11 protein-coding genes and 1 pseudogene are annotated in these 12,600 nt (G+C 28.8%); 9 read left to right on the plus strand and 3 right to left on the minus strand.

All coding sequences use genetic code 11. The features are described 5' to 3' along the window. Positions 1–517 precede the first annotated feature (517 nt). The gene (locus tag P4S50_RS20105; protein WP_319023200.1) at positions 518–1,081 is read left to right on the plus strand and encodes a (2Fe-2S)-binding protein; all 564 of its coding nucleotides are present in this window, start codon (positions 518–520) and stop codon (positions 1,079–1,081) included. A gap of 1,013 nt (positions 1,082–2,094) precedes the next feature. Further along, positions 2,095–3,270, plus strand: coding sequence for a helix-turn-helix domain-containing protein (locus P4S50_RS07505; protein ID WP_277734133.1), 1,176 nt, complete (start codon positions 2,095–2,097; stop codon positions 3,268–3,270). 758 nt (positions 3,271–4,028) lie between these two features. On the opposite strand, the gene P4S50_RS20245 is transcribed toward P4S50_RS07505, so the two are convergent. Beyond that, complete coding sequence (locus P4S50_RS20245; RefSeq protein WP_416390142.1) at positions 4,029–4,271, minus strand: GntR family transcriptional regulator; 243 nt, start codon at positions 4,269–4,271, stop codon at positions 4,029–4,031. A 163-nt stretch (positions 4,272–4,434) separates the two neighbouring features. Between P4S50_RS20245 and P4S50_RS07510 the strand changes: the two genes are divergently transcribed. The 7 genes from P4S50_RS07510 (at position 4,435) to P4S50_RS07540 (ending at position 8,885) form a co-directional block, all read left to right on the plus strand. Continuing rightward, positions 4,435–4,785, plus strand: a complete 351-nt coding sequence (locus P4S50_RS07510; protein ID WP_331489716.1) for a hypothetical protein — start codon at positions 4,435–4,437, stop codon at positions 4,783–4,785. A gap of 90 nt (positions 4,786–4,875) precedes the next feature. Continuing rightward, positions 4,876–5,286 carry a CGGC domain-containing protein gene (locus tag P4S50_RS07515; RefSeq protein ID WP_277734135.1) on the plus strand — a complete coding sequence of 137 codons (411 nt, stop codon included), beginning with the start codon at positions 4,876–4,878 and terminating at the stop codon, positions 5,284–5,286. A 561-nt stretch (positions 5,287–5,847) separates the two neighbouring features. Beyond that, positions 5,848–5,958: a DUF4259 domain-containing protein gene (locus P4S50_RS07520; RefSeq protein ID WP_277734136.1), complete on the plus strand. Its 111-nt coding sequence runs from the start codon at positions 5,848–5,850 to the stop codon at positions 5,956–5,958. A 29-nt stretch (positions 5,959–5,987) separates the two neighbouring features. Continuing rightward, on the plus strand, positions 5,988–6,734 hold the full coding sequence (locus P4S50_RS07525) for a DUF1287 domain-containing protein (protein WP_277734137.1): 747 nt from the start codon (positions 5,988–5,990) through the stop codon (positions 6,732–6,734). Positions 6,735–6,899: 165 nt separating this feature from the next. Then, positions 6,900–7,532, plus strand: a complete 633-nt coding sequence (gene wrbA / locus P4S50_RS07530; RefSeq protein ID WP_277734138.1) for an NAD(P)H:quinone oxidoreductase — start codon at positions 6,900–6,902, stop codon at positions 7,530–7,532. A 277-nt stretch (positions 7,533–7,809) separates the two neighbouring features. Continuing rightward, on the plus strand, positions 7,810–8,283 hold the full coding sequence (locus P4S50_RS07535; RefSeq protein ID WP_277734140.1) for a pyridoxamine 5'-phosphate oxidase family protein: 474 nt from the start codon (positions 7,810–7,812) through the stop codon (positions 8,281–8,283). 62 nt (positions 8,284–8,345) lie between these two features. Beyond that, on the plus strand, positions 8,346–8,885 hold the full coding sequence (locus P4S50_RS07540) for a TetR/AcrR family transcriptional regulator (protein ID WP_277734141.1): 540 nt from the start codon (positions 8,346–8,348) through the stop codon (positions 8,883–8,885). A gap of 351 nt (positions 8,886–9,236) precedes the next feature. On the opposite strand, the pseudogene P4S50_RS07545 reads toward P4S50_RS07540, so the two are convergent. Beyond that, a pseudogene (locus P4S50_RS07545) lies at positions 9,237–9,491 on the minus strand (LbetaH domain-containing protein); the annotation flags it as partial. 99 nt (positions 9,492–9,590) lie between these two features. Next, a complete protein-coding gene (locus P4S50_RS07550) occupies positions 9,591–11,888 on the minus strand; it encodes an ABC transporter ATP-binding protein/permease (protein ID WP_277734142.1) in 2,298 nt (765 codons plus the stop codon). Between the last annotated feature and the right edge of the window lie 712 nt (positions 11,889–12,600).

A 12,600-nucleotide genomic window follows, 5' to 3' on the forward strand; every position in this document is an offset into this window, starting at 1 on the left:
ATACACGATTAATTTTCAATTATTTAACTATCATATTTTCCTAATTATTAAGTCACAATTTTATTGCTCTTGAAGGTGTATAAATACTGCATCCTTGAGGAGATTTTCTATTTTTTTGAATCTCACATTTTACACTCTTCTCATATTATCTAAAAAAATCGTAAAAGCTAAATGAAGGAGATAAACTTAATGAAATTAAAAATTTCTTAAAAATGGAAACAGCATCCTATTATTTTAGCTAGTATGTGGCAATATTAGGGCGTTTTTTAATTGTAAATATATCCACCATTAGTATCAAAATGTAACTATACGGGAGTGAAGTCAATTTTGATTTCAAGTTTAGGATAGTATTTAGTGTTCAAAAAAGGTTTCGTTATGATTATTTTTGGTTTAGTTATAACATTACAAAATATAAGAAATAGATTTATACTAAGTATAGGCACTTAGTTATATGACAAATTCAGAACTTAGAAGTATGACTAGGGAGTATAATGATAAATGGATAAGGAGTGAGAATATGGATCTAAATGCTATAAAAGAAGCTATTGAAACTAAGGTATATCATATCCCTTCTGATGCAAAAGTTCCTCTTCATGATCATGCAACTCAAGATGAAGTATTTTATTGTATAAAGGGTTCAGGGTTTGGAGTATTAGAAGATGGAGAAGTAGAGTTAAACGTAGGAGATGTATTTATTGCTCCTGCTGGAACAATGCATTCTCTTAGAAGTGATGGAGATCTTTATGTAACGGCTTTTCTTATACCTGTAAATAGAATTATTTGTAACTGTAAACAAGTGAGTTATGGTGATATTAGGAAAGCAATGGTTGAGGGCGCTCGTACTATAGAAGAAATACAAGAAATTACAGGAGCAGGAACAGGTTGCGGTAATTGTATTAAAGATATAAAAAAGATATTAGCATTAGCCTGTGGATGCAACAAGGTTTCTGTTGAAGCCGTAGTTAATGCAGTTAAAGATGGGGCAGATACAGTTGAAAAAGTTGGAGAAGCAACAGGAGCAGGCACTAATTGTGGAAAATGTAAAGTTTTAATACAAAATATAATTGATACAAAGAAGTAATTTAACAACATACTTACAGCGAATATTATTTATGACAGAAAGGTAGCATTGATTAAAATCAAAGCTATCTTTTATAAATTTAGTTAAGAAATTTAAGGGTATCCTCTTCTTGTTGATGAACTGGCTATTAAAACCGCCATTATAATGGTCATACTCTTGTCAAATGTACATACAAAAAAATGTATTATACAACCTGATTTCTGTATTCAATAGAAGTCAGGTTGTTTAACTTTAATTGGAATCTCTAATGATTATAAAAAATTATGTTTTTTACATCATTAATAACTCTTTCTGGATTTTTAAAATTCTTGAAGTGAAATAGGTGAAATTTTAAATGCCCAAAGAAGTTTTCTATACATGAATTATCTAAGCAGTTACCCTTATTAGTATTAAAAGGTTTCGTGTATGATTGTTTTTGGTCCAGGAATAACATTACAAAATTTAAGAAAGAATTATATAATAAGGGTGGTTTCTTTGTGTATGAAAGTAATCTTATGGACTATGGTGCTCTGTTATTGCTGAGAGCAGTACTAGTTCTAATTTTAGCAGATACTCTTAGGGATGTGTCTATTGCATTACTATCAGGTATTATAGTTTATGTCATTATAAATAATGAAGTTTTAGGTTACGAGACATATAGTAATTTATATAATACATAGAGCAAAATCTACAAAATTTTACGAAGCGCATTTTGGTTTCAAAAAATAAGGGATTTCATTTGTGTCTGGAGAGCGATAACTTTGACGAGGATTATACCCGTGTAATATGCTGGTATTATTGTTTATACTGAACCTCACTCTGTTGGAGCAAGAGAGACAAGAGAAGAAGGTTGGCATAGAGCAGTGGTTGCAGGTCATGATGGAGAATTGATAGAATAAAAACTTATATATCAATATTATTCTTAAACATAGCCTAATTTAAACAAAACTGTAGTTGTACTATAAGTAATATGATTAAGTATTGCTGTTTGTTATGCTCAAATTAAATTTCACAGTACAATATAAGGAGATAATATGAACAAGGTAGAAAAGATTAAGTTTAGAAATAAGAAAAAAAATAAAGGTTTTGAAATTATATCCTTGAAAAGTTTTTTTGAATCTGAAAATACTTTTTTTATTAGGAAGCATTTTCGTACTGATTTTTACAATTTGATTTTTGTTACTGAAGGTAAATGTATTCATGAAATTGATTTCTTAGAATATACCATTGAAGCAGGTGAAATCTTAATTATCTCAAAGAATCGTGTTCATAGATATAGTGAGTTTGATAATTTAGAAGGGTATTTAATCATGTTTACAGAGGGGTTCCTATGTGAATTTTTGAGTAATGATACTTCCGAAGTAAAAGATTTATTTAAGAAAAGCTATTTAAATCCACATGTGAATTTTATAGATTTACATGCTTTAACGTTAACAAAACTTTTAGATGTAATACATGATATGTATACAAATGCTGATGATGTTATGAATTATAAGGTAATTGCTTCGACTTTTAGAACTTTTGCTCTATTAATATTCAACATTATCTTAGGAGAAGATAACTCAAGACAGAAAAAAAATGAAATTTTTATACAGTTCACTGAATTAGTTGAAGAACATATTGATAAAGAAAAAACTGTAGAAGGCTATGCTATCATGATGCATGTCTCTAAAAAGACAGTTAATTTGATGACACGAAAAGCTATTGATATGTCTGCAAAGCAATATATTATTCAACAACTTATTTTAAAAATAAAACTTAAACTATGCTTCGAACAAAAGAGTATCAATGAAGTTGCAAATGAATTGGGTTTTACAGAATCATCTAATATGACAAGGTTTTTCAAAAAATATACAGGCATTAATCCTACAAAATTTAGAAGTATGAATAGGAAAGATAATAATAAATGGATAAGTAGTAATAGTATGGATTTAAATTTTATTGAAGAGTCTATTGAGAGACGTGTATATCATATAAATTTTGAGTCAAAAGTTCCTTTGCATGCACATGAAGATGTTGATGAAATATTTTATTGTATAAAAGGGTCAGGTTTTGGAGTCTTAGAAGATGGCGAGGTAGAGTTAAATGTAGGAAAGACATTTATTGCTCCTGCTGGAACAATACATTCACTTAGAAGTGAATGTGATCTTTATGTAACTGCTTTTCTTGTTCCTGTAGTTGATGAACGATTAAAAAAATTTAAGCTATAGACAATTTGAACTGCCCCCTGTTAAGTAGATATAATAAATAGTCTATTTGAGAGCGTCTATTTTTTCAAATTCTAAAGTAGATAAATATACAAGAGAAGAGTATGTTCTTTTTTTGTTATAAAATAGCTCAATATATTCAATTGAAAGAATATATATAATAGGTGAACAGTATTATGAATAAAGGAAATTGATTACATCTATAGGCATAAGGGTTCATGAAGGTTCTCCTTCCCAATGAAACTTAAGACCGCATTATTAAATATATAATACGGTCTTTTTAAATTCATATAAAATTTAGAAGTTGGATATATTTTTACACCAACCATTTCTACCTTCTGGATAATTGTATCCTCTCTCATACCCTTTCTTATTTCTAGTAGCATATGTATACCCGCATTTCCACCAATTACACGGATATTAGTAGTTGAGTGATTTACTATGGATTTCATTAATGTATTATATTTTTTGCTATAGATTTTACGCATTTCTAGGATATGGCGTTCCCAATATCCATGAGTCATAAATAGCTAAAGAGTTTTTTGAGTTATCCTTGAGGTCGACTGTTCGTATATGGATATATTGTACTTATATTCATTTGAAAATTTTTTTGGCAAAACCACATAACTTATACGTAAAGAAGGTGCAAGGGATTTTGAAAATATACCAAGGTAAATAACACGTTCATAATTATCAAGACATTGCAAAGATGGAATAGGCCTACCACTATATCGAAACTCACTATCATAGTCATCTTCAATTTATAGAACATACATACCACTTCTTTGCCTACTTTCTATATACCCTTCAACTAGTAGTTGCTGGTATGCATTATCAACCGTAATTTTACTGACACGTAGATGTTTTGCAAGATGTCGAATAGAAGGCAGTTTAGTACCTTTTTTTATTCTACTAGCTTTTATTTCTTCTCGAAGATATACATAAAGTTGTATGTATAATGGTTGACCAGAATTTTTCTCTAGATTAAGGATTATTTCATTCATAATATACCTCGAAACTGTACCTATTCTTTAAATTATAATTGTATCTATCAACATATACAATCATATGATACACTATTTATAAATTGAGTGCAAAGTAACATGATTTGTTGATTTAAGTCCATTCATTAAAGGTGGATTTATAGAACGATTAGGAGGGATGAATTTGTCAAGTTCAGTTAAACCAAATATTTCACTAGATACACTGGAACAAGTTGACATTCGAGTAGGAACAGTAATAGAAGTAGAAGATATAAAAAAATCTGATAAGATGGTAAAGTTGGTTGTAGATTTTGGTGACTTTACAAGAAGTATTTTAGTTGGAATGAAAAAAGAAAGAGAAGACCCTACGGAAATCAAAGGAAAACAAGCTCTGTTTGTTGTCAATTTAGATACTAAAAAGATGTTTGGTGAAATCTCTGAGGGAATGCTCTTTGATATTGGTTATAGTGATGGAATAATCCCTGTGTTAGCTCAACCAGAGAAACCAGTTCCAAATGGAACAAGAGCAGGATAAGTTTAACAACAATGCTAACTTAATAAAAATGTTTTTGAGAAGAACTTCAAGAGTCAGAATAGATATTACTAATTAAAGGGAGAAACCAATATGAGTACAAAGTATGTTGTTATTATTCAGTGTGATATTGCACATAGAAGATGCAGTGGTTTTGCGTGTACAAATGCTTTTTATAATAAAGAAGGAATGTTTCAAAAATATGAAGATGGCATAAAATATATTTCTTTTACCTGTGGTGGATGCTGTGGGAAAAGTGTTGCAGTAAAACTAGAGCATTTTGCTAAAAAATCTAGAAAAGCTAATAATATAAATAAAGATGATGTTGTTATTCATTTATCTTCTTGTATGGTAACTGATAATCATCATTACGATAGATGTCCTCATATTGAATATATTAAAAGTATAATTCTAAAAAAAGGATATAAAAACATTATTGAAGGATCTTATATAAGTAAAAATTCAGAAAAGAAAAGAGAACAAGGCATATATAATTCTTATTAATATAACAGTGTGTCAGATATGAAAAGTTGAATGATCATGTGATTGTGAAATAAAATAGTTGTTTAAATACATTTTAAACTTAGAAGTTGTAGAGCATTATGTAAAAATAGAATCAGGTAAAAAACAACTAGGTTACTTAAAAATCAGATTTACATAGTATCAATATTGTAACAATGAATATATATGATATGTAAACCTCTAATGGAGTAATTCTCTGTTAGAGGTTTTTAATTTTTGAAATGAGAGGAAAAAATTTATAAAAAAGAACATGCAAAAAATTGATAATTTATATTAGCCTCAGGAAATAAAAAAGTAATTAAGGAAAGAAAACATAGACACATTGAATAGATTGACGTAAGAATAAGATTATATGTAGATATAGAACTATTTAGAAGATAAGAATTTTAATATTTTATATTCTAGTATTACTATATAGTTTGGTAACCATATAGTAATGCTATGGTTAGTACACACAACCAATATACATTAAAATATAATAAGTAGTACTTTAAAAAGTAAGTAAATACTTATAGTTAATATATAAAATAAAGGAGTATAATCATGAGAGCGTGGGGAATAAGCAATTTTGAAAATGATTCTGATTTAGACTGGACTTATAAATTAATAGAGAGTAATGATTATAGTTTTATCTATTCTGCTATACAGAAGTGAATTATATGTAAGGGGAGATTTGGTACATTATGAAAAATAAAAAAGTATTTAATGGTAAAAAAATAAGGTTAATTATACTTTTGTTATTAACCATTATTATATTTACAGGATGTAATAGTGAAGTAGAAATCTCTAAAAATTCAACAAAAGAGTCACAAGAACTAGATAATAAGATTATTTTAGAAGAAAAAATTATAAAAATATCAAAATTAATAATTGAGCATGATGAAGATGGAGATGGAATAAAAGATTTAGATGATATTTTAGATGGTGCTAGAAAAGATGTACAAAACAAACCAAGATACCATAGTGCGTATTATAGTGGTGGATATCCTCCAGATTATGAAGGGGTTTGCACTGACACAATTTGGAGATCATTTAAATCAGCAGGATATAATCTTAAACAAATGGTAGACAAAGATATAAAAGAAAATACTAATGCTTATCCTAGAGTAAATGGAGAGCCAGATCCTAATATTGATTTTAGAAGAGTTCCAAATCTTATTTCTTTTTTTAAAAGTCATGCAACTGTTTTAACTACAGAAATTATTACAAATGATGCTAAAAATCTTGAAGAGTGGCAAGGCGGAGATATAGTTGTGTTTGGAAAACCTGTAGACCATATAGCAATAATTTCAGATATAAGGAGACAAGATGGGGTACCTTACATTATTCATAATGGAGGACCATATACAAAAGAGGAGGATGCTCTTCTTTATTGGCATGAGAATATTTCACCCATTGTATATCATTTTAGATTTCCAGAAGTTGATTGATAAAATCAATTTGTAATATTTGAAAATTATGTAAAATGATATGATGTAAAGTATATACAGTAGATAACATTGAATTTCCTAAAAATAAAATGGTTTAATAATATTAAAAACAATTGCATATGATTTACAAATGTGAATTTCTATAATTAAAGGAGAGATAAAGAAATGAATATTCATATTATTTTTCATAGTATTCATGGACATGGTTATGACATGGCTAAAGAAATTAAAAAAGGTGCTGAAATGATAGAAGGAGTTGAAGCTAATATTTTTAAAGTTCCTGAAACTATTTCAACTCAAATAATTAAAAAAATGGGGGCAGTAGAAAAAATAAAAACTTTTTCACATTTACCTTTAGCTACCATAGAAACTATGGTAGAAGCGGATGCTATAATTTTAGGAGCACCTACCTATTTTGGATCTCCTAGTGGTCAGATGGTTGCTTACTTGAATCAATTTGGAGAGGAATGGGTTAAGGGAGCTTTAGTAGGAAAAGTTGGAAGTTCTTTTACAACTTCTTCAGAACAAAATGGTGGTGCAGAGACGTGTTTAAGTAATTTGAATACTTTTTTCTATCATCAAGGAATGATTATTGCAAGTGTACCTACAGCACTTACATATGAGGAGATGCATGTTGAGAATAAACCTGTAGGAGGATATTCTTATGGAGCATCTATGATAACTGGTGGTATGAATGATTATGAAATTTCAGAAGAAGAAAAAAAAATTGCTAGATTACAAGGAAAACATGTTGCCAAAATAACTAAAGCATTATGGCTAGGTATGAAAAATATATAGTATTAAATATAAAATCCAAAAGAAAGAGAACTATATTTTGTTGATACACAGTATTCTTAATCGGTGTAATAAGGGAAGCCTAAAATTACTTCCCTTATTGATTATGTACACGTATAACGAAATATGTTTGTAAGTTATATAGTTACTATGAACCGTACAATAAGTAACGGCGACTTCTGAGTTGACAATAGCAAGTATATAATTGAAAAATTTTATAAGCTTTTTATTGACAAATTGAAATAAAAGTTATATTCTGAATTAGACGACCGGTCTAATAATGAGAGAGAAATGGAGGTTTATTATGAAAAATAAAATCAAGAAAATTTTAGAATCCCATGAATTATTAAGATTAGCTACTTTAGATGAAAATGGATTTCCAAATGTAAGATCAGTTGATTTTGCAAATGATATAGAGGATGAATCAAAAATTTACTTTACCACATTTAAAGAAACGAACAAAGTTAAAGAACTTGCTAACAACAATAAGGTATATATAGTTGTAGATAAGTCAGCTAACTCTATTGAAGAACTTGCTAAGATTCAATATATAAGAGGTACAGGCGTTGCAACAGAGTTAGATTCACTTGAAGAAATACAAAAGGCTATGGGACTACTTATGACAAAGTATCCATTCTTAAAAGATTTACCAGGTGATCCTTCTATGATGAGTTTATTTAGAATAGATCTAAAAGAAGTTAAAGTTACTGATAACAGCTTAGGCTTTGGTCACGTAGATACATTTAATTACTAAAGACTTGACAAATAAAGCATTATTTCTCTATAATTATCACAATAGGAAGTGAAGGTGATGTGATGAGTAAAAGAGAAGTTTTATTGTTCACAGCTGCAAGACTAATTCATGAAAAAGGTTATAATAATGTTGGAATTAAAGCTATACTTGATGAAATAAATATTCCTAAGGGTTCTTTTTATCATTACTTCAAAAGTAAGGAAGAACTATGTTTATCTATCATAGATTTTTACATAGCTGATACAACCAACTGCCTAAATCAAGTAGAAAAATCAATAAAAGGACTAAATGAATTCTTTAATATATTCTTTAATCGTTTAGTTGATTTAAACTTGAAACGTGGTTGTCCGGTGGGAAACCTGATTCTAGAATTATCAGACGAGAACGAAAGATTCCGATTGAGACTTCTAGAATGGTATACTATTTTAGAAAAATGGACTATAGAAATTTTAGAAGAAGAAAATGTATCTAATCCAAATGAAAAAGCTAAAGCCTTAATTGCAGCATTTGAAGGTACAATGCTTTTATCAAAGTTGGATAAGGATGATGTTCATTTTGAAATATTTAATAAATTCACTTTGAATAGTATTTTAGATATATAAGGAGAAATATATTCTAGAAAGGGATGATTCTTAAATAAATCATCTCTTTTTTATTTGAATTACAAAGATGTATACAAGAAAAAACGGACAAGTTATGCTTGTACTACTAATGGGGCATATCCCAATAAGAATGCGTTTTACATTAAAAAATAATTTAGTATGAAAGAGAATGTTAAAACATTCTCTTTTTGCATATAAAATTACATACAAAAAATATAAAGGTTAAATACTAACCATATGGATAAAATTATTACAGCTATAGATGATAAGGTGAAATACTTACAATTGCTACATCTCTAAATCATTTTAGACAAAGTTTTATTTTTTGAATAGGATCAAGAAAAGAAATACTTTCAACTCTAATAGATAAGATATTAGACTATCGTCAAATCTCTTACGTATAATTCTAGATGGATTTCTACCAGCTATATGATATGGAGGAATATCTTTTGTAACAACAGAATTAGTGGCTATAATAACACCATTTCCAATTTTTATTCCTGGCATTATGGTAACATTTTGACGTATCCATACATCATTACCTACAATATTATTTCCTTTATAAGGCAATTCACTTAAAGTAGGAGTTGATTTTTCACAATCATTTTTGAGTAATTCTTTTTTTATTGTACTTAGTATTTTTTTCTTTTTTCACTATTTATATTATAGAAAGTTTGGTTTATCATATTATCATCTCTTCGCCTATTATTCAGTACGTAATGCTTTTACTGGATCTTTTTTTGCTGCAATTTTAGCTGGTATTAAACCAGATACTAATGTTAATGCAACACTAATAGCTATTAACATTATTGATTGGTTAACATCGATAACAACAATTTGATCTATCTGCATTGACTTACTTAAGACTTTGTTGACAGGATCTGATAATACGTATGTTAAGAAGATACCTAAGGAACCAGATATTAACCCTACAATAAATGTTTCTGCATTAAATACACGGGAAATATCTTTTTTCCTTGCACCTAAACTTCTTAACACACCAATTTCTTTAGTTCTCTCAAGAACAGATACGTAAGTTATTATACCTATCATTATTGTAGATACAACTAATGAAATTCCAGCAAAAGCAACAAGCACAGTTTGAATCATTGAAACCATTGAATCCATCATAGATGTTATATTTTCAGCTAAATCAGTATAAAGTATTTGATGATCTTCATCTAAGCTATCATTCCATGAATCAAGATACTCTTTTATCTGAGTTTTTGATTCGAAATCAGTTGGATATATAGTTACTCCCACTGGAGTATCTATTGCTCCAATAAATTTTAGTACATCATCTTTAGTAATCTTTTCAGAGAATTTCTTACCTGTTAAAACGTTATAATCCTTATTTAACTGTGTAATTGATATATTTGAATTTATTGAATCAGTAATAACTGCTTCTGTTAGATCATTTTTATACCATAGGCCAGGGGATAAAATACTAGTTATGGTATTAACTTGTGAATTCCTTTCATTCTCTGAAACTATTGGTCTTGCTACTCCTACAATAGTTACTTTAAATCCGTTTTTGTATGCCATTGATAAATCATGACTTACAGGGAAAATGGATTCCATTTCTTCATAATAATCATTATTTTTAGCTACTACTAACTCTTTACCTATGATACTATCAAATGATATTGTTCCTTCATCTATATCAAGACCTAATGTCAATAGTACATTTTGATCTAACCTATTGTATTCATCAACCACAAGTAATAATTCATTGTGTCCAACTGGGAATTTACCATTAATAACTTCATATTGCTCATTTATGAGCTTATCATCAGTGGGGATTTCTTTAAATGATAATGAACCCTTATTGTTAGTTGCTATATTCTGAATATTGTCGTTATTTTTCACTAATATATTCATTTGTAATCCTAATTGGTACTGGATGTCGCCTAAACTACTATCTAATTTAGTTATATAATCAATATAATCTTCTGTAATATTATTTTTATGAGAGGATAAATCAGTAATTGGGTCAAAAGGTGTAACTCCTGATTCATCAATCTTAATCTCATTTATCTCATTATTTCCACCTCCACCTGAGGGTAATTTAAGCGTCATTGGGCTTTCATTTACCATTATAGGAAGTGATGACAATTGTTCACTTTCTAAGTTAGATATCTCTGCATTCATACCGTTGGATATAAAAAGTACCATTGCCACGCCTATGATACCTATGGAACCTGCAAAAGCTGTAATTAATGTTCTAATTTTTTTAGTCCTCAAATTGTTAAAGGATAATTTTAAAGCTGTGATGAAATTCATTGATGTTTTCTTAATTCTATAATTATTACTATCTACATTAGATGTAACTGGATTACTGTCATTAATTACTTGACCGTCCTCCAATTCTATAATTCTAGTGGAGTATTTCTTAGCTAATTTAGGATTATGGGTAACCATTATAACTAATTTATTATTTGATATTTCTTTTATTAACTCCATTATTTCAACACTTGTCTTTGAATCTAAAGCTCCAGTAGGCTCATCTGCTAAAATAACGTCAGGGTTATTTACTAATGCACGGGCAATAGCCACACGTTGTTTTTGACCTCCAGAAAGCTGACTTGGTTTTTTGTTAACATGATCACTTAATCCAACTCTTTTTAGAACTTCTAAGGATTTTTCTTTTCTTTCTTTATCTGATATACCGCTTAGAGTCATACCTAATTCCACATTATCAAGGACTGAAAGGTGACCTATTAAATTGTAACTTTGGAAAATGAATCCGATAGAATTATTTCTATATGCATCCCAATCAGAATCAGTAAATTTCTTAGTAGATTTTCCATTGATTATTAAATCACCATCTGAATAGATGTCTAATCCTCCAATAATATTTAATGTAGTAGTTTTGCCAGAGCCGCTTGGACCTAAGACTGAAACAAACTCTCCCTGTTTAAATTGTAAGTTAACTCCATTTAAAGCTTTTTGCTCAAAGGAGCCAGCTTTGTAAACCTTAGATATATTTTTAAGTTTTAACATTTTACTGTTCCTCCTTTATTTTTTATCCTGCGTCATAAATAGTATATTAAACTATAGTTAGCAAGTTTGTAAGATACCCTTTAGGACATTATGTCCCACTGTTAAAACATACTATGTAGTTAGCTAGTATAACCTATTAAAAATATTAAAATCAATAAAATAGACTTTTAATTAGTATTAGTTGAATTTTTTAAAATATACGATGTTAGTAGGATAATAAGTTAGTATGTTGAAAGTTAAATGACAACTTATTAAGTATATAATAAAAAGAAATTTTTATTACTAACAGAAGAATTTTTAATACAAGGGATCCGGTCTGGGGAGGTATGTAATATTATCTTTTAGGGTATAAACAGGTAAAAAGGATACAGTGGGACTGTTCTGTTATATGCTTTGTGTTTTAATGATATATTAAACCGGAGGTGATAAAAATGCCAAGAATGAGAAGAGAAAAAGTAGTACAGGAATGTAGTACATTATCCTAGGTGGAATAAATAAACACAAGGGACATGGAATAGGGAGAAGAGGACAGGTCCATTGCCCCAAGATAGATTGGTTATTTTAACAGAACCATTTTTTAATCTGATACAAAACTGCAGTTGAAGCGTTAAGGTGAACCCTAGCATAAGTAAATGGGGTTTTGACTTTGATCATTAATTAACAATAGTTAGGACTACTTTTATATAGAAACATGATATAATTATATAAAAAA

This window comes from Tepidibacter hydrothermalis (genome assembly GCF_029542625.1).
GTDB lineage: Bacteria > Bacillota > Clostridia > Peptostreptococcales > Peptostreptococcaceae > Tepidibacter_A > Tepidibacter_A hydrothermalis.

Bases quoted from the DNA above. Each gene is read 5' to 3' on its own strand.
- P4S50_RS07535 (WP_277734140.1), top strand. From the start codon at position 7,810: ATGAGAGAGAAATGGAGGTTTATTATGAAAAATAAAATCAAGAAAATT.
- P4S50_RS07525 (WP_277734137.1), top strand. From the start codon at position 5,988: ATGAAAAATAAAAAAGTATTTAATGGTAAAAAAATAAGGTTAATTATA.
- P4S50_RS07505 (WP_277734133.1), top strand. From the start codon at position 2,095: ATGAACAAGGTAGAAAAGATTAAGTTTAGAAATAAGAAAAAAAATAAA.
- wrbA (WP_277734138.1), top strand. From the start codon at position 6,900: ATGAATATTCATATTATTTTTCATAGTATTCATGGACATGGTTATGAC.
- P4S50_RS07550 (WP_277734142.1), bottom strand. From the start codon at position 11,888: ATGTTAAAACTTAAAAATATATCTAAGGTTTACAAAGCTGGCTCCTTT.
- P4S50_RS07520 (WP_277734136.1), top strand. From the start codon at position 5,848: ATGAGAGCGTGGGGAATAAGCAATTTTGAAAATGATTCTGATTTAGAC.
- P4S50_RS07515 (WP_277734135.1), top strand. From the start codon at position 4,876: ATGAGTACAAAGTATGTTGTTATTATTCAGTGTGATATTGCACATAGA.
- P4S50_RS20105 (WP_319023200.1), top strand. From the start codon at position 518: ATGGATCTAAATGCTATAAAAGAAGCTATTGAAACTAAGGTATATCAT.
- P4S50_RS20245 (WP_416390142.1), bottom strand. From the start codon at position 4,271: ATGAATGAAATAATCCTTAATCTAGAGAAAAATTCTGGTCAACCATTA.
- P4S50_RS07540 (WP_277734141.1), top strand. From the start codon at position 8,346: ATGAGTAAAAGAGAAGTTTTATTGTTCACAGCTGCAAGACTAATTCAT.